The sequence below is a fragment of the Trichocoleus sp. DQ-A2 genome (assembly GCF_039961915.1).
Lineage (GTDB): Bacteria > Cyanobacteriota > Cyanobacteriia > Cyanobacteriales > FACHB-T130 > FACHB-T130.
Genome location: NZ_JAMPKD010000010.1, coordinates 81,990 through 99,887 on the forward strand (window position 1 = coordinate 81,990; position 17,898 = coordinate 99,887).

Below are 17,898 nucleotides of genomic sequence, written 5' to 3' on the forward strand. Positions count from 1 at the left end.
ATTCCCCGTTTGCTTGAAAACTCAAAACTATCCATAACTCCGACCGCGCCACTGCTTAGGAGTACGGATAGCAGACAGAAAAATCCGCAGCACGGCGAAAGGATCTGCCAGAGGGGAAAGATAAAAGTAAACAGGTAAAAGTAAAAAGTCAAAGTTCCTTTCCCGTTTACCTGTTTCCGATCCCCGAAAGCCGGGGGATTGTACTTTGCTTTCATAAGACGGCGCGATCGCGAGTAGCAATGCAAACCGAATCAATAGCAGAAATAAATTTAACCCGACAGTAGCCACCACTGGGAGTGTCGAAGTTCCCATCACCAGCCAGCTGAGTAAAACCAAGGACGCGGGTAGAGGTAAACCCTGAACGGCGAATAGCAGCCACAAGTCCCCCCATATCTGACCCCTGGAAGCAGCGTCTTTTAGGTCAAGCGATCGCCCCCACTCTTTCCAAGTTTCGGCTGCCCCCTCATACATCCGCACCTTCAAAACCTTGGCTCCATCCAGAAAGCCCACCTTGAACCCACGGGAGGCAATATTGCGGGCAAGGGTCACATCGTCGCAAAAAGAACTCCGGGCGCTGGTATAACCCCCTACAGCCTCCAAAACAGAGCGACGGCACAGGAAACACTGACCGTTCGCCATCACCCGCTCCGGATCTTGAGTATTTGTACCCGCCGGATCGAATCGGTAAAGCAGGGTCATCAAGAGTGCTGGTTGCAGCCACCACTCGCCTGGATATTTCAAGATAAACTGCGGCGACAGGGAAATCAGGTCATAACCCTCTTCTTTCGCTGTCCTGAGCAAACCGGCAACTAAACCGGGAATCGCCTGAGTATCGGCATCCATTCCCAAAATCCACTCGCTCTGTTCGCTACTGTGCAAAAATCCGGTATGTAAAGCCCAAGGACGCCCCACCCAGCTAGGCGGTAAAGGATCGTCCGTCATTAAGCGAAACCGGGGATCTTGCTGCTGTGCCGCTTTAACTAACTCTGGAGTTCCATCCCGGGAACGACTATCAACAACGATAATTTCACGGACTTCGTAGCTTTGGCGGGTTAGCCCAGCCAGCGCTGGGCTAATTCGCTCCGCTTCATTTAAAGTCGGAACCACGACACTGACAGCACCTAAGAGTTCGGGCGTGGCAGTATCGGGTTGAACGGGCGATCGCCGAGACGGCCCTTTCAATAGACGCGAGAGCAGGATCGCTACTGCTGGTGCCTGAACGAGTAGCAGCAGTAGCGATAGTGCGCTCTGGAGTGTTAACCAATCGACGTTCACTTCACCGCCACTTTGACTTGAGTCACTGGAATTTCTGGCTTCAAACTCGCAGGAGTTTCCGTTGTGGATTCGCGAATCTCTGCGGGTTGTGCCATTTGCCAGAGGGTCAAAGTTGGAATGACACCGACCAGAACGCCCAAGGAGACGGGTATCCAATACCCAGCTGCCAAGCTCAATCCGGCTGCATAACCAAAGTTACTTAGATAGATGATGAGCGGGAAACCTAGCCCAGAACGATCCAATAAAATTGGCGTCTTTCTCCACAATATTCCTCCCACACCGATAAAGAGCGAGCTAGTGCCAAACCAACCGGCATAGTTTCCGTAAGGTGTGCCAAAGAAGGCTCCTGGCTGTTCCCAATACCAAAAAGGTACCATTGTTTGACTCATCGCTGGCTCCAGCGCAAAGTCCCAAGAGGTGAACATCATAGCAGCTACAGCGATCGCACCTACATAGCGAACCAAGCTCGGATTTTGCCGAGTTTTTAGACCCGCGCAGGCAATTAAATAAGAAACCAATCCCATATAAAACCAGGACAAGGGAATGGTAAAAGGTACCAGTCCACCAATCTTATACCCCAAGCCGTTCAGGTAGCTGTAGTCCCCAAATGGAAAGCCTGTACTGGTTCCCAGCAATTCGCTTCCCAAGGACAGGCACACCGCAGGCAACATGAAAGTCAGCCAGTGCCACAGTCCTAACTTTCTATAGGCATAAATGGCAACGGCGACCGTTCCCAAGACGATATTCACCACTCCACCCCAAGCCATACTCCACTGGAATGCAGTCTGCCCAGTCTCCCCTAAACTCATAATTATTTCAGGATGGGGTACGACCAGCACCAGCCCCGCCAGTCCAAAAACCATCGTTACAATATGACCAATCAGGCAGAAACGCTCGACAGTGACAAGTTGCTTCATTGCAGAATTCTTACTTCTGTATGTTCTTAATAGTAGTTTACAAATGTTTGTCAAATAACCCCATGCTTGTGCGGCTGTCGTCGTTAGTCGTGGCTTAAGAGTCCAAATTTAGTTGGAAGTCTCCCAATCTCGTGTCAGAAGTCCAATTCACCCGTTAGCACAGCGACCTCGATCAACCTTTGGAATATTCCGAAGTTCAAGGCTGCTGCTGGACTCCAGACTTCCAGAGAAGGACTTAGAAAGAAAAAAACGACAATTAAATAAATTCTTCGCCAGTCGGCTTTTGGCTCTTCCTGGTCGGCGGTCAGTAGGGGAAAGCAGTTAAGATATTGGCAGCAACACTTAAAAGGCTTTTTCACTAAAAACCTATTGGTTGCGTTTTTAAGCTGGGCTTGCTCTCCAAGAGCAGCTCGCTCGACCCTATCGGCTTCATGGCGCATGTACTTAACATGACTTCATTTCTGCCTAAAGAAACCAAAATTGCGATCCGTCCCGTTCAATACCGCGATCTAGATGCGCTGGAACGGCTAGCCGCAGAAGATTTTGACGCAGGAGACCAAATTTACTCAACGGACAATCTGGGTAGAAAAGTTCATCAAATTCGACCCTGGTTTGGCCCGCTGAAGTTCTTGAGCTGGTTTCCCAATCCTTGTCAGCACACTTTTTGCGTTTATGTCGCGGAGCAGGATAACCAAGTTCGCGGTACGATCCAGGTTTCACCGTTCAACCGCACGCGCAGCACTTGGCGGGTTGAGCAGGTAGTTTTGGAGACAGGGGTACCGGCGGAAGTTGGCTCGCAGCTTTTACGTTATTGCTTCGAGTCAATCTTGGAAGCGCGTACCTGGGTGTTGGAAGTCAATGTTAACAACAAAGCAACACTGGCTCTCTACCGCCAGAATGGGTTTCAACCTTTGGCTCAGCTGACTTATTGGGCGATCGATCCAGAGCTGCTTTCGTCACTGCAAGAGCGCGAACCGGATTTACCCAATCTTCTCCCAGTCAGCAATGCTGATGCCCAGTTACTCTACCAACTCGATACGGTGTCAATGCCGCCGCTGCTACGCCAAGTTTATGACCGTCACATCCATGACTTCAAAACTAGCTTCGCTGGCGGGTTTCTCACCAGCTTGAAGCAATGGATTGGCAAGACAGTTAGCGTTAGTGGTTACGTATTTGAACCGCAGCGCAAGGCAGCAATTGGCTATTTTCAAATTTTTCTGTCCCGCGATGGCTCCCAACCCCATGTCGCTGAGTTGACCGTACACCCAGCCTACACTTGGTTATATCCGGAGCTACTTTCCCAAATGGCTCGGATGGCTAAGGATTACCCTTCCCAGTCCTTACAACTGGCTTCAGCCGACTATCAGCCAGAACGAGAAGAATATTTGGAACAATTGGGGGCAGAACGAATTTCCCACTCGCTCCTGATGTCTCGTTCTGTGTGGCACAAGCTACGGGAGGCAAAGCCCATTTCCCTAGAAGGGCTACAGTTGGCGGAAATGCTTCAGGGTCTCCAACCCGCTCGCAAAGCAGTACCGGGGCGGATGTCTTGGCTGAAGTCAAAGCATAAGAAGCCGCAGGTAGAACCGCAGAAGGATTTATCGTCCTCTGTAGCGTTGCCTCCAAAAGGGGGAATCGTGCTAAATTCCCAATCCCTTGATGCCACGAAAGCTAGCCGCACAGAGCGGGGAGAAGAGAATGGAGAGAATCTCGGCACTGGGTTTGGATGTCGGTAAAAAGCGGGTTGGGGTAGCTGGTTGCGATGGCACTGGATTGATTGCCACCGGAATCGCTACGATCGAACGCACTTCCTTTGAGCGGGATATGGAGCAACTGCGACGCCTGGTTGAGGAGCGACAAGTGCAAGTTCTGGTCGTCGGCTTACCCTATGCGATGGATGGAACCCTAGGATTTCAGGCGCAGCAGGTGCAGAAATTTGCGACAAGAGTGGCAGCGGCTCTCCAGTTACCGCTGGAATATATGGATGAGCGGCTCACGTCTTATGAGGCAGAGGAACTGCTGAAAACAGAAAGGCGATCGCTCTCCCAAAATAAACCTCTAATTGACCGCAAGGCGGCAGCTTTGATTTTGCAACGCTGGTTAGATGAACGTCGAGCCGCAAACAAAGTCGCAAAGCAACTTGTAGAAACAACCTATATCGCGTCTGGCGCACAGATACAGACACAGGCAGAGACATCGGAAATTCCCAATTGATTCGCAATTCCCGATTCTCCATCACCGATTTCCAAATCAGATGATAATATGAGAGATTGCTGCATTCTAAAAATAGACTTTATCCATGACTCTGCCGCAACAGCGTAAACACGAAATTATGACGGAGTATCAGGTTCACGAAACTGATACTGGCTCGACGGATCTCCAAATTGCGATGCTGACAGAACGCATCAATCGTCTCAGCACTCACCTCAAAGCCAACAAGAAGGATCATGCTTCCCGGCGAGGTTTGTTGACAATGATTGGTACCAGAAAGCGTCTCCTGTCTTACCTGCAAAAGGAAGATAGACCCCGCTATCAAGCCTTGATTGGTCGCCTGGGTATTCGCGGTTAAACCGCCGATAAACTTATGTCTTCAGAAGAATCCCAACGGAATCGCTTACCGTTTGAACCCGCTAAGAAGAATCGCAAAAAACCAGCGAAAAACCAACCAACAGCCCCAAGCACTGCCAAAGCGGAAGGTCAAGCGCCTTCTCCAAGAAAGCTCGAATCTTCGGCAGTCCCAGAGGTGGTGAGCAAACGCATGGCTCGCCGGATGGCTCTTTTTTGTGGGATTCCTAGCGCTTTAGGCATTTTGACTTTTATTGTCAGTTATGTCGTGGTTAGCCAGCACTGCTTCAAGTTGCCCAACGCCGCAGTTGTACTTGTGAGTATGGGCTTCTTTGGGTTGGGCGTTCTGGGATTAAGTTACGGGGTTCTCTCAGCCTCCTGGGACGAAGAGAGACCGGGTAGTAAAATCGGCTGGAACGAGTTCACCACGAACTGGGGACGGATGACAGCAGCATGGCGCTCTGCTGGGCAAAAGGATTCATAAATCCCGCGCAAATACCAGCAGTTCAAAGGTGAGTTTTACTTATAAGTTGTTTAGAGAACGATTGCCATCGGTCTCGCTCTTTCCTGGGGTTTGAACCCCAGGCTATTTTCATTTTTTGCTGGAGAGATAAACTCGGCGGTCTATCTAGGCAAAGCTAGAGAAGTATTATCTCTGGTGACTTTTGAAAAAGGAGATATTCGGCAGATAAACAACCGAATTATGGATTTGGAAAAATGATTGTAGTCATGAAAGCTGGCACTCCAGAGGTTGAGATTGAGCGCGTTAGCGCCGAACTCGGTACTTGGGGACTGACACCAGAAAAAATAGTTGGGAAGCACAAGGTGGTATTAGGTCTGGTTGGTGAGACGGCTGACTTAGATCCCCTCCAGATGCAAGAAATTAGCCCTTGGGTTGAACAGGTTCTGCGAGTTGAGCAGCCCTTTAAACGGGCAAGCCGCGATTATCGTCACGGTGAAGCTAGTGACGTTGTGGTATCAACGCCTAACGGTAATGTCACTTTTGGCGAACACCATCCTTTAGTGGTTGTGGCTGGCCCTTGTTCGGTCGAAAACGAAGAAATGATTATTGAAACCGCACGTCGAGTTAAGGCGGCGGGAGCGCAGTTTTTGCGCGGCGGTGCCTATAAGCCTCGGACTTCGCCCTATGCTTTCCAAGGACACGGTGAAAGTGCCTTGAATTTGCTAGCGGCGGCGCGGGAAGCGACAGGCTTGGGCATTATTACGGAACTGATGGATAGTCCTGAATTGGATGTGGTGGCAGAATTTGCCGACGTGATCCAAATCGGTGCCAGAAATATGCAAAATTTCTCCCTGTTGAAGAAAGTAGGGGCGCAGGAAAAGCCTGTGCTGCTGAAGCGGGGAATGGCGGCGACGATTGAAGATTGGTTGATGGCGGCGGAATATATTATGGCTGCTGGCAACCCGAACGTGATTTTGTGCGAACGCGGTATCCGCACCTTTGACCGTCAATATGCGCGGAATACGCTGGATTTATCGGCAATTCCAGTTCTGAGAACTTTGACTCACCTACCGATTATGATTGACCCCAGTCACGGTACTGGTAAGTCTGAATATGTGCCTGCGATGGCGATGGCATCTATCGCTGCTGGTGCTGACTCGTTGATGATTGAAGTCCACCCCAACCCGAAGAAAGCCCTTTCTGACGGTCCTCAATCTCTGACACCAGAGCGTTTCGACCGCCTGATGCTAGAAATGTCTGTAATTGGCAAAGCGGTAGGTCGTTGGCCTGAACCTGCTGTTGCTTTAGCTTAGAGTTACAAGGGTGGGCAAATGCTCACCCTTTTTTAATGGATGCGATCGCAATTTGATTCGTGATGGAATGCGATCGTTTTGGAAGAACAGCAAGCATGATACTCTATGCCGAAATCCTCCGAATAGGAGATTTGGATGTATTACTCCATCGACAATTTCTCCTAACAAACATCGCCTTTTACAACAGCTTGCCCATAATCATATCCCTTGAGACGAATGGAGCGACGATGGTGTTTGTCTGGGTTATAGGACATTTTACTGCTGAGGCGCGACGCGATCGCATCGCTCCGCTATTCTGTCATTACTCCCATAAAAAAATTACCCAGCTCTAGTTAGAGCTGGGTGATAGGAAAAACGGGCTAACCTAAAGTTGATTAACCCGATAGCTTGGGAACGCGCACACAAATTACTTTTGCACAACCAACTTGACGTTGGCATTTTGCAGACCGCGTTGCTTGACTTCAGCCAAGGTCTTGTTCACGGCATACTTCTGATTAATCGAGTTAATCAGTTCGGTTTGGTTGTGCTTCTTGGCGACGCCCCACAGGTCAGCAATCAGGTCGAAAGAACCGTCGCTGTTGCGAGACCAACCGAGGTCATACTCGCCTTCCAGAACTGCAACGATGTCAGAACGAACCCGCTGACCGTTATAACCCCGAACATCTGCTTCGGTCTTAACACTGATACCCAGGTCGCGGAGAGAAGCTTTCAGGATTTCGGCATCGGTGATTTTGGTACGCAGAGTGCTAAAGTGAGACATTTGGATTTCCTCCAGTAGAGAGTTAAGAGAAACGACAACTTGTGGATGTGAGTCTGCCGCCTGGACACATTACTGGGCGGCTTTTTTTGTCAAACTGCTAGCAAACTGCTAGCCTTTCCTCCTGTTGGGAGCAGGAGAAAGCTTTTAGAACTCCAGTCGCTGATACTCGGCGACGGAGGACGCAGCAGGTCGCGCTCGCTGTCTGGCCCAGTCCCTCAGGGCCGTTACCTGCTCGTTCATGGTTCGGGAAAGCGGCAGAGTAGCTTTTATTGCCGCGATGATATCAAGCTGGGTAAATTCTCGGTCTTGGGCAAAAGCTTCGTACATTGCCGCGACCAATCCCTGCTCAATTTCTGCCCCGGAAAATCCATCGGATACCTTAGCCAGCTGGTCGAGGTCAAAACGAGAAATGTCTCGCTTCCGCTTGCTAAGGTGAATATTGAAAATCTCTTTGCGTTCTTCCGCAGTCGGCAAGTCTACAAAGAAAATCTCGTCGAAGCGTCCTTTGCGGAGAAACTCACCCGGTAGACGTTCAACCCGGTTGGCAGTTGCCATCACGAACACCGGAGACGTTTTTTCTTGTAACCAGGTAAGGAAAGAACCAAAGATGCGGCTGGAAGTACCCCCGTCTGAGTCAGCAGACCCAGAAGTACCGGCAAATGCTTTATCCAGTTCATCAATAAAGAGAATCGCTGGGGAAATTGATTCAGCCGTTTTCAGGGCATTCCGCAAGTTAGCTTCTGAGCGCCCCACCATTGAGCCGTCGTACACTCGGCCCATATCTAGGCGCAGAAGTGGCAGACTCCAGAGGCGGGCAGTGGTTTTGGCAATGAGAGATTTGCCACATCCCGGTACCCCTAGGATTAACATCCCTTTGGGTTGGGGCAGACCGTATTCCCTTGCTTTCTCTGTAAAAGCATTGGAACGTTGTCTCAGCCATCGCTTTAGCTCTTCTAAACCGCCAACCGAATCAATGGTTTCATCTTCTTCGATAAATTCCAAGATGCCGTTGCGGCGGATTAGCTGCTTTTTCTCAGAAAGAATAATATCGACTTCTGTTTCCGTCAGACGCCCGGTTTTGACGAAAGCTTTCCGATAAACTTTTTCGGCTTCATCCCGCGTCAGACCCAAGGTTGCTTTTAGCAGTTTTTCCCGAACTTCAGTTGTGGTGCGGCGAGAACGGGTTTGCTCTAACTGGCTAGATAGCACTTGGTTCAGTTCTGCCAAATCTGGCAAAGGATAGTCTAGAACGACGACTTCCTTTTCCAGCTCAATGGGGATTTGCTGAACGGGTGACATGAGAATGATAATTTTCTGTGTCCCTTTGAAGCTGGCGATCGCATCCCGCAGCCACCGCGTTGTTGCCGGTGAGTCAATAAAGGGGTGTAAGTCTTTAAAAATAAAGATACCAGGCTCTCTTTGGCGTACTACCCATTCAATCGCTGCCTCTGGGGAGACGGTGTTGTGCTGGGTAATATGGCGGGGTTGACCGTACTCGACTATACCGTGGGTGACAGTCCAAATGTAGACGCGCCGAGCCAGGGATTTTGTCTGAGCAATATTGGCAATTGTTCGCTCCGCCCGCTCTTCTTCGGAAGTTACTAGGTAGATGAGGGGGTATTGAGCTTGAACCAGAATATCTAGCTCTTCTTTCATATCTATCGACCCATTAGAGACGGCACAACCACTAGCCAAACATTTATCAACCGCAACCAACGTGAGCAAGCGAGGAATTCAAGCAGTCTGGAGGATTTGGAACTTTAACAGGGAACCAATGCCTCTTCTCCCTGAGAATCCGTGCCGAGTTCACCTCTGGCATTTTCAAGGGTAGTCAGCTCTTCAGCGATTACACCTGGTTGACTATCCAGGGAAACCATTTCTCCATCTCGCAGTACCACAGAGCTAGTACACTCCGGACAGGAATAGACTCGATGAGTCCTTCCCTGGATTGCTTCTACCTCATCAACCACTTCTGGGTTAGCCAGGTAGAAGACGATCGCTCTTTCGACAATTGTTGACATGGGTTCCGTGTCAACAGCTGAGCGAATTTTGAGCTGGCGATGGAGACCTGGAGGAAGATACAACGTAACCTTTTGCTTGTCTTGCATATAACTTTTCAGTTGTTCTACCCGGGTATATTTCACAGGTTATCTGCCTTATTCCGGGCTGTCAAGACATCATGCCAGCATGACGGCAATATTGTTACATCGCTTAATACTTTCCGGCAGAGTCGGACGAACTGGTGTAAGGAATATAAGCAAGCAGAACGGAGATGGGTTTCGGCGGTGTCCATTGCTAAATAACGTTCCCAGAGGCGTCCGGCGTCCTAGATCGGTTGTTAGAAGTCAGAGAGTCGAAGCTTGTTGCAACTGGCGTGTTGTTGTTTATGCGATCGCACTCTGTGTAATGCTGTGGAGTTGTCGCGCCTCAAATACCCAGTCGCCAACCTGGAAAACGTATAGAAATCCGCGTTATAGCTTCGAGTTTCCTTATCCCAGTAACTGGATTGCTGCGCCAATGCCAGACAATCGGGATGGAAGAGCTTTTAGAGATCCTCAAGACCCAGAGGTGGAAATATTAGGAGTGGCAGGCGATCGCTTGCCAGAAATTGAACTTGCGCCATCAGGGCAAAAAACTCCCCATCAATTCACGCAGAAGAACTTTACTACCCAACAAGGAGTTACCGGAAAACTTTATGTAGAACTACGTTCAGATATCAGTTTGATGCGATTGACACTGATTCAGGGAAGGATACGCTACTACTGGCAGGGGCGATCGCCCTCTAAACAATTTCCCAATTATTATCGCTTCTTCTATTATGTTGCCGGACAATACCGCATCCCCTTGCAAGTGGAAGGAAGAGAGGGAGAGAGGTTAAAAGAGGGAGATTCCAGGCAGTAATCAGCGCGAAATCCTATAAAACCTCAAAATTCTCTAAAAATATAGGGTTTTGGCAATTTTTAATTTTAACTTTTACTTTTTAAATTCTGGAAGGGTTTAGGATTGGTCTGAGGAAATCCGCTTTATCCGAATTACTTGCCAATCCGCGTGATTCTACCGTAAGTGTAAAGTGCCATTTAATTCCATGCCCTCTGAAACAGAATCACCCCAGAATCTACCAACCGAGTCAAAGCCATTGCGGGTTTTGATTGTAGAAGACGATCCCATGATGCAGCTGGGTTTGGAGCAGTCATTAGCCGCTCATCCGCAGTTCACGATTGTCGGACAAGCTGAAGATGGCTATTTAGGCGTTGAAGCTGCTCTTAAACTGAAACCGGATCTGGTGGTTATGGATATTGGTCTGCCAAGACTAGATGGAATTGCTGCCACCCAGCAAATCAAGGCAGCGCTTCCTGATATCCGGGTAGTGGTATTGACCTCTCATACCACAGAAACCGAAATTATTGCCGCCCTTTCTAGTGGTGCGGATGCTTACTGCATCAAAGGTGCCAGTGTAGAACGCTTGCTCTCTGCGATCGCTGCCGCTCAAGAAGGTGCTACCTACCTCGATCCGCAAATTGCACGACGAGTAATTGACCATCTTAAACCGCCTTCAGTGACCGGCACTGTTTCGACGCTATCGCAGCGCGAGTTAGAAGTATTGAAATTAATGGTAGAAGGCAAAAGCAATCCGGAGATTGCTGCCGCTCTCTACCTCAGCCCCAATACAGTCAAAACCCATGTCCGTGGCATCATGAACAAGCTGTCTGTAGATGACCGGGTTCAGGCAGCTGTCGTCGCGCTTCGTTCTGGACTGGTGTAAAGCAAATTCTGTAGAAATGCGATTCATCGTATTTCTACAGAAACGTCCGACGCTCCAAGTGATAAAGTTGTGCGATTTGATGTCTACTTTCCGTAAACTGACCTGACTGTTGATGCGTCGAAACCTGTGGTTTTGGTTCCATTAAAGACTGTCTGCTGGTCAAACGGGGAGTTTTTGTAATCGCCTCTGGCTGAATCACAATAAGCCCCGTGCGCCGAGCGTATAAGTAAAATGACAACATGACCATGCACCCTTGAATTCAGTGTCAGGTCTCAGGTTAAGACGATTAGAAGCGATCGCACTTCATCCGCTTGTCTCACCCAACTGGGTGAACATCAATTCTGTCTTAAGCTAGATGAAAGATTGCCAAGCCAAGGTTAGGCCGGCTAACTCACAAGTCTTTAGTTTAATTGTGTCCAGCTACTTAGATGGTCAACAATACTTTTAAAAAATCCTTTCCCTACAATTTAACTGTTTCAAAAAACAGTAATCATCTAAATCATATGATTTATTTTATCTACCTCATGCTCTTGATTCATCCTAATGGATGATTTTAAAAAAGGACAAACATTAGCAATTGATAAAAGCTTTTTTAAAAGGTGATAAGAATCAATATCATCCAAAAGAATGAGCTAGTTGGGTGAAGTGGAAGCTGAGAGCTAAACATTACCTTGGTAAGTGTAAGGAACACCAAATCACTTCAAGGAACACTAACCATGCAAGCTCCAATTAATACTCAAGCAAATGCTAACATCCAGACCAACAAACCTGTACTTCAGCGCGGTTCCCAAGGAGCATCGGTTGAAGAACTGCAAAGACTTTTAACTCGCTGGGGAACTTATAACGGTGACATTGATGGAATCTTCGATATCGTCGTTGAAAATGCAGTGAAATCTTACCAGCACCGCGTCTTTTTGAAAGAAGATGGAATCGTGGGAAATCTAACTTGGCAGGCGCTTTACAAGGGTGCGCCCGTCAATATGCCGGTGCTGCAAAAAGGTAGCAAAGGTCAAATCGTAGTCACGCTTCAGCGTCTTTTACAGACAACTGGCGATTTTACTGCTGCAACTAGCCCAAACTTCGGCCCAGCAACAGATGCAGCGGTGCGCTCTTTCCAAAAGCGCTCTGGTTTAATAGCGGATGGAATTGTTGGCGATCGCACTTGGCACGCTTTGAGTAAGATTCCTCACTAAAGAAGGAACTTCCCTCTCTAGACGCCGCTCCGTGAATGGAGAGGCGTCTAGAGATTTTTCTATAAGGTTGATGAATTAACCGGATTCGATATAACTTCAAAAACTAAAAGGTTAAGAAGCAACCCGATTTAGGGGTAATGTAAACCATAACGTTGTCCCCAATCCAGGACTGCTATTCGCCCCAATTTCCCCGCCGTGGGCTGTGATAATTTGCTTGCAAAGATACAATTTCAAACCAGTGCCAGTTGAGCAACTGGATCTGGGATCGCGGATATAAAGATCGAATAAGCGATCGCACTCTTGTTGGCTCATCCCGCTACCGTTATCCTGAAGCGTACAGCGCAGTTTTTGAGTCTCAACGGTGGCGCTCAGCTGTAGGCTCAGTTTAGGGGGATTATGCTTCAAAATATGGTTGAATAAGTTTTCTAAAACTCGCTGTAACTGAGCCGGATCGACTATAACCAAGGGTAAATCAGCGGAAACGAGATTCGTTAGTGTCGCTTGATTTTGCGACAGCATTGGCTCTAAGTCTTGGAGAATCTTTGTAAACAGAGTCTTTATTTGAACAGACTCGCGATGGAGGACAATGCCCTCTTCCTCGCTAGAGTGAGTTTCTAACAAGGAATTAATCATTCCCAATTGCCGATCGTTCCCTTGAATCATGCGCTCGACAATTGAGCGAGAAAGAGTGATTTTTTCCGATGGCTGATTGAGCAAATTTTTTAGCACCATCACAGTTCCAATTACCGAAGTCCGGAGTTCGTGGGAAACTGTATGTAAAACAACGTCCTTGAGTTGGTTCATTTCTTGGAGTTCTGCCACTACCTGCTGTAACTGGGCAGTGCGCTCCTCGACAGTGCGCTCTAGACAGGTATTCAGAGTGGATACTTGTTCGTAAAGTTGTGCTTGTTGGATAGCGATCGCGACTTGGGTTGCTAGCGAACAGAGCAATTCAATTTCAAACTGCTGCCAATGACGCGATCCGCTGCATTGATTGGCGATCAACATTCCAAAAAACTCATTTCCCACCAGAATAGGAACGCATAAACTGGCTTTAATTTGATATTGAGCGTAGTAGGCAGTATGAAAGCGAGATTTAACGACTTTCTCTGTATCATCAATTGCCTGAACCTGACCTTGTTTAAAGAAAGATTTAAGTTCTCTGAGGTAACGGTCACTCGTCACCCAGCCGAGAATCGATCGACAATCCGGTGCCACCGATTCTGCTACAACTTTGCCTTGAGAATTGGCATCTAAGTGAGCAATAAAAACCCGGTCAGCTTGCAGAAATTGCCGAACTTCCCGAACGGTGTTGTTGAGAATTTGATCGAGATCCAGCGAGCGCCGAATTCTCAGCGCAATCTCTCCTAGTAAGCGAGCCGCACTCAGAGCGCAGATGCTAGCGCGATCGCGTTCTCCCGCAGCCTGGAGTTGGACTTCCGCTTCCTTTCGCTTGGTGATATCGAGAATATATCCTTCGTAGTGGGTGATGTTCCCTTGGTCATTGCGGACAACGCTGGTGAATTCATAAACCCATCGCACCTCACCATCAGAGCGAATCAGGCGATAGTCCTGTTCCTGAAAATTTAAGCCAGCCGCATCATAGGCTTGAGTCTGAGCCTCGACTTGAGCTAGGTCATCGGGATGAATAACGCTACCATACGTCACCCTGCCACTAATAAAGTCATCCGGTTGATAGCCCCACTGACTGATGTTGGGCGAGACGTATTCCACGGGTCGATTTTCTTGGGCAACCCAGCGGAAGACCGTAACCGGCCCTCTGATAAATAATCTGCGTTCTCGCTCTAGTGATGCTTCGGCTCGCTTGCGTTCTGTCACTTCCATCAGCAAGCCATCCCAGAGAATATCACCGTTCGCCTGCTTTTCCGGACGGGAGGCGCATTGTACCCACTTAATTTTGCCAGTAGGCGTGATGATGCGACCTTCCCAAGCCCAAGGTTGTAGTGTGGCGGCAGAAATATCTACAGATTCTTCATACCCTTTGAGATCGTCGGGATGAATTAAATCCTTAAGCAGTTGAAAATTCGCCTGAATATTTTCTGGTTCTAACTCAAACAATTCTTGGTAGCCGGAACTGGCACAGACGATGGACTCACGACCATCCGGGCACCGCAGGTACTGGTAAATCATGCCCGGTATGTTGGCAACCATTCTTTGAAATCTTGACTCTTGCTGTCTGAGCTTGTCTGTCGTTTTCTGAATCGTTTCAATCTCGCCGTCAGCCAGAATTTGTTTGAGCTTTTCAAAGGCGGCTTCGTCCCGACAACACTCCCGGATGGCTTCTAGATATTCAGGCATTAGCAATTACTTCACTTCTTTTTAACTCAACCATTTTTCAACAATTTCACCAGATTAACAGGCTGAAAACCCTGAAAAATGAAGTCCGAAGTGTGAAAAGCTACGCTTTGGGGTAACTTTCAACTTTTCTGGTTTTTCATTTTTTTATAGCCTTTATCCTTTAGTATTCCCATCCCTACTTCAAAAATGCAGTCCATAGGTGATTGTAAGAAAACTGGCACAGAAAATGTAAAGGCTAATCTCTTTCTTCTATCAAAAGTAATATTTTTTTTGCCACGATAACAAGCAAAACTTGATTTTCACCGATTGAGCGATCGCTCAAAGGTTTATTTTCTAATTTAAGAGGGAGTAATACATTTAACTTTCTTTTAACGAATCACCCAATCGGGTGATTTTTAACCATGCTTTAGTTATTGGTTAGTAGCCATCGCTAAGGATGCACCAGGATTCATTCATCTGACATCTTTATCTAGTCAGCATAAGAGTCCTATTATTGTGTTTCTCGGTTGGATTGAAGACGAAATACCCAACTTCTTAGAGAAGTTGGGTATCTAAAGGACTAGCATCTTATAAATTCAATCAGATTGGTCTAGTAAGCAGGCATAAAACAGCTCTTAGACTAATAACATCTTTCTGTTTATGGTGACATTGCAAAAGGTAAAGTAAACCAGAAGGTTGCACCAGCTTTTGGAGAACTAGTTACGCCAATTTTGCCACCGTGAGCTTGTACAATCTGCTGACAAAGATATAATCCCAAACCAATACCAGTGGAGCGTCGTGCTTGCGAACCACGGGCATAAAGTTCAAAGGCGCGATCGCATTGTTCTGGATTCATCCCAACACCGTTATCTTCAATAGTGCAGCGAATCGTCTGTTCTTCAACGGTCGCCCTAAGAATCATCCTGAGTCCGGGTGGGTTATGGTTAAAAGCATTCGTGAGTAGATTTTCAAACACACGCCGCATCTGAAGCGGATCGGCGTTCACTGTGGGCAGTTCAGAAGGAATTTGATCGATCAGAATTGCCTGATTTTTGACACACAACGGCTCAAAATCCTCAACAATCTCTTGAATGAGAGAGTTAAGTTGAACTGGTTCGCGCTGCAAGACAAAACCTCGCACTTCGCTGGTGTGAACTTCTAACAGGGAGTTAATCAAGCGGAGTTGGCGATCGCTACTTTGAATCATCCGCTCTAAAATTGACCGAGACACTGGAATTGTCTTTTGTTCATTGCCATTCGCTGTTAACAAATTCTGCAACACCAGTAACCAGCCGGTGAGCGGCGTCCGCAGGTCGTGGGAAACGGCATGGAGGAAGACATCCTTCAGTTCGTATAGTTCTTGAACTTCCTGGATTTTTTGCTCTAGTTGAGCGGTACGTTCCCGAACTTGGCATTCTAAGTTGGTATTGAGTTCCTGTACCTGTTGGAAGAGGCAAGATTGCTGAATGGCGATCGCAACTTGGGTTCCCAATTGTTCTAGCAAATCAATCTCGATCGGTTCCCAGCGCCTCGCTCCACTGCATTGATTAACAATTAATGCACCCAATAACCGATCGCCTTTCACGCGAATTGGGACAGCCACGGCGGCTTTGACGTGATAATCGCGGTAATAGGATGCGATCGCTGGGTGAACGGTCGCTTGAGTTGTATCCTCAACGACTCGAACCTGATTCGCCTCAAACAAGGTTCGCATCTCCTCCAGGGAACTTCGATCGTCAAGTACCCAGTTCATAATCGGCGGGTAATTGGGTTCTACGGATTCAGCCATTACCCTGCCTTTTCCCGTCGTATCGGAAGCGATGAAGACGCGGTCGGCTTTCAGAAACGACCGGACTTCTGCCACGGTAGTGTTAAAAATTTCGTCCAAATCCAGCGATTTGCGGATTCGCAGCGCCATTTCTGCCAACAAGCGATCGCGTTCTTGCACCAAGCGCTGCCTCATTTCCGCCTGCTTGCGTTCAGTGATATCGTTCCCAATTGTCAGCAAACACGGCTCACCCTCCAAGTTGATGATTTCGGCACAGAAAAGCCCTATTATTACCCTTCCGGACTTGTTGCGAAACTCGCATTCCTGATTGCGGACAGCACCTTCTTCCTGTACCTGCTGGATAACTTTGATGCGGTCTTCTGGATTCACCCAGATATTTAATTCCAATGTCGTATGACCAATAATTTCATAGCGTTGGAAACCTGAAAGATTGAGGAAACTTTCGTTGACATCAATGTATCGTCCTTCTTTGAGGGTGGTAATCGTTATCGAGTCAGGACTGAAACGAAAAGCGGATGCGAACTTCTCCTCTGAACTTCGCAGCGCCTCCTCAGCCTGCTTTCGGTCGGTAATATCCATTACCAACCCATCCCAGAGAATATCGCCATTGAGTTGCTTCTCTGGTCGGGAAGCGCATTGAATCCACTTAATTTTGCCGCTGGGAGTCTGAATTCGACCTTCCCATTTACAAGGTTGCTGTGTCGCAGTTGAAACCGCGATGGATTGTTCGTAAGCCTCGCGGTCATCGGGATAAATGAACTCCCTCCCACAATTTGCCTGAATCGTCTCTGGTTCTAATTCAAACAATTCCCGGCAACCGGAACTGGCATAGGGCAAAGCCTGAGAACCATCCGAACGCTGAAGGAACTGGAAAATCATCCCCGGTACGTTAGCGGTAATTTGTTGCAGGCGTAATTCTCTCTGGCGTAAAGTTTCAGTTGTTTGCTGATGGGCGATCGCTTTCCCGAAACTTGCCGCCATCGTTATCAAACAAGCTTCCTCATCCTTTGACCACTGGCGATCGTAGCGGCGATCGCCAAAGCCAATTAAGCCCCAAAGTTTGCCATTGCAAGAAATTGGGACTATTAATATAGAACAAATTTGCTTGTTTGCCAAAACTTCCCGTTTGCCATTTGGAAGTTCGCGAATTAAACCCCGAATTGCCTTCCCAGCTTGCAAATCGTCGTACCACCGACTGATGCGACAAGCCGCCAATGCCTGGTTTTGTAAATTGGGATTGTGAATTTGAGGCGTTACAAACTCTTTTGTCCATTCAAATCGATGGCTAAAGGCTAATTCACAGGTTTCTGGATGAGGATGAATCTCAAAAATATAAGCTCGATCTACTCCCGTTACTCTGCCTAAAGTTGCTAAAGCTTGATTCAGGCCGACTGCAAAATCGCGATTCGTCAGCAGTTGGTGAGTCGCTTCCGCCACACTTTGTAGGAGATTAGAGCAATACATGGGGCTAGTTTTCGCATACAGTCTAGTAGAAACACGCTCTTCTGAATAGGAAATTTTTTGACTCTGACTTATGGTTTTGTTCACTTTTTAACCCTTTT

Annotated in this window: 17 protein-coding genes; 9 read left to right on the top strand and 8 right to left on the bottom strand. The window is 47.8% G+C overall.

Annotated elements, in window-relative coordinates; translation table 11 throughout:
• Positions 1-27 precede the first annotated feature (27 nt).
• A complete protein-coding gene (gene cruG / locus NC997_RS11895) occupies positions 28-1,275 on the bottom strand; it encodes a 2'-O-glycosyltransferase CruG (protein ID WP_190525640.1) in 1,248 nt (415 codons plus the stop codon).
• Positions 1,272-2,192, bottom strand: a complete 921-nt coding sequence (cruF, locus tag NC997_RS11900; RefSeq protein WP_190525641.1) for a gamma-carotene 1'-hydroxylase CruF — start codon at positions 2,190-2,192, stop codon at positions 1,272-1,274. Before cruF ends, cruG begins: the two co-directional genes overlap by 4 nt.
• A gap of 449 nt (positions 2,193-2,641) precedes the next feature.
• Here cruF and NC997_RS11905 point away from each other — a divergent pair, with 449 nt between their 5' ends.
• The 6 genes from NC997_RS11905 to NC997_RS11930 all read left to right on the top strand — a co-directional run bounded on the left by NC997_RS11905 (position 2,642) and on the right by NC997_RS11930 (position 6,865).
• The gene (locus tag NC997_RS11905; protein ID WP_190525642.1) at positions 2,642-3,928 is read left to right on the top strand and encodes a GNAT family N-acetyltransferase; all 1,287 of its coding nucleotides are present in this window, start codon (positions 2,642-2,644) and stop codon (positions 3,926-3,928) included.
• Complete coding sequence (gene ruvX / locus NC997_RS11910; RefSeq protein WP_242031288.1) at positions 3,891-4,406, top strand: Holliday junction resolvase RuvX; 516 nt, start codon at positions 3,891-3,893, stop codon at positions 4,404-4,406. Before NC997_RS11905 ends, ruvX begins: the two co-directional genes overlap by 38 nt.
• An 85-nt stretch (positions 4,407-4,491) precedes the next feature.
• Positions 4,492-4,761 (top strand): 30S ribosomal protein S15, encoded by a 270-nt coding sequence (gene rpsO / locus NC997_RS11915; protein WP_190415339.1) that lies wholly within the window; start codon positions 4,492-4,494, stop codon positions 4,759-4,761.
• 15 nt (positions 4,762-4,776) lie between these two features.
• Positions 4,777-5,241: a PAM68 family protein gene (locus tag NC997_RS11920; protein ID WP_190525644.1), complete on the top strand. Its 465-nt coding sequence runs from the start codon at positions 4,777-4,779 to the stop codon at positions 5,239-5,241.
• Positions 5,242-5,474: 233 nt separating this feature from the next.
• Positions 5,475-6,533, top strand: coding sequence for a 3-deoxy-7-phosphoheptulonate synthase (gene aroF / locus NC997_RS11925; protein WP_190441324.1), 1,059 nt, complete (start codon positions 5,475-5,477; stop codon positions 6,531-6,533).
• Positions 6,534-6,628: 95 nt separating this feature from the next.
• Positions 6,629-6,865 carry a hypothetical protein gene (locus tag NC997_RS11930; RefSeq protein ID WP_190525645.1) on the top strand — a complete coding sequence of 79 codons (237 nt, stop codon included), beginning with the start codon at positions 6,629-6,631 and terminating at the stop codon, positions 6,863-6,865.
• 74 nt (positions 6,866-6,939) lie between these two features.
• Here NC997_RS11930 and NC997_RS11935 read toward each other — a convergent pair whose 3' ends face one another.
• The 3 genes from NC997_RS11935 to NC997_RS11945 all read right to left on the bottom strand — a co-directional run bounded on the left by NC997_RS11935 (position 6,940) and on the right by NC997_RS11945 (position 9,401).
• A complete protein-coding gene (locus tag NC997_RS11935) occupies positions 6,940-7,293 on the bottom strand; it encodes a DUF1257 domain-containing protein (protein ID WP_190415354.1) in 354 nt (117 codons plus the stop codon).
• Positions 7,294-7,437: 144 nt separating this feature from the next.
• Complete coding sequence (locus NC997_RS11940) at positions 7,438-8,949, bottom strand: AAA family ATPase (protein WP_190415355.1); 1,512 nt, start codon at positions 8,947-8,949, stop codon at positions 7,438-7,440.
• Positions 8,950-9,053: 104 nt separating this feature from the next.
• A complete protein-coding gene (locus tag NC997_RS11945) occupies positions 9,054-9,401 on the bottom strand; it encodes a hypothetical protein (RefSeq protein WP_190525782.1) in 348 nt (115 codons plus the stop codon).
• A 79-nt stretch (positions 9,402-9,480) separates the two neighbouring features.
• Here NC997_RS11945 and NC997_RS11950 point away from each other — a divergent pair, with 79 nt between their 5' ends.
• Together NC997_RS11950 and NC997_RS11955 are read left to right on the top strand one after the other, a co-directional pair.
• Positions 9,481-10,194, top strand: a complete 714-nt coding sequence (locus tag NC997_RS11950) for a hypothetical protein (RefSeq protein WP_242031289.1) — start codon at positions 9,481-9,483, stop codon at positions 10,192-10,194.
• Between the two features lie 184 nt (positions 10,195-10,378).
• Positions 10,379-11,056 (top strand): response regulator, encoded by a 678-nt coding sequence (locus tag NC997_RS11955; protein WP_190415358.1) that lies wholly within the window; start codon positions 10,379-10,381, stop codon positions 11,054-11,056.
• 34 nt (positions 11,057-11,090) lie between these two features.
• Here NC997_RS11955 and NC997_RS11960 read toward each other — a convergent pair whose 3' ends face one another.
• Positions 11,091-11,297 (bottom strand): hypothetical protein, encoded by a 207-nt coding sequence (locus tag NC997_RS11960; protein WP_190525646.1) that lies wholly within the window; start codon positions 11,295-11,297, stop codon positions 11,091-11,093.
• 475 nt (positions 11,298-11,772) lie between these two features.
• On the opposite strand from NC997_RS11960, the gene NC997_RS11965 reads away from it, so the two are divergent.
• Positions 11,773-12,249, top strand: a complete 477-nt coding sequence (locus NC997_RS11965; RefSeq protein WP_190525648.1) for a peptidoglycan-binding protein — start codon at positions 11,773-11,775, stop codon at positions 12,247-12,249.
• Positions 12,250-12,360: 111 nt separating this feature from the next.
• Here NC997_RS11965 and NC997_RS11970 read toward each other — a convergent pair whose 3' ends face one another.
• Both NC997_RS11970 and NC997_RS11975 read right to left on the bottom strand, forming a co-directional pair.
• The gene (locus NC997_RS11970) at positions 12,361-14,568 is read right to left on the bottom strand and encodes a PAS domain-containing protein (RefSeq protein ID WP_199306092.1); all 2,208 of its coding nucleotides are present in this window, start codon (positions 14,566-14,568) and stop codon (positions 12,361-12,363) included.
• 637 nt (positions 14,569-15,205) lie between these two features.
• Positions 15,206-17,884 (bottom strand): GAF domain-containing protein, encoded by a 2,679-nt coding sequence (locus NC997_RS11975; RefSeq protein ID WP_190525650.1) that lies wholly within the window; start codon positions 17,882-17,884, stop codon positions 15,206-15,208.
• Positions 17,885-17,898 lie beyond the last annotated feature (14 nt).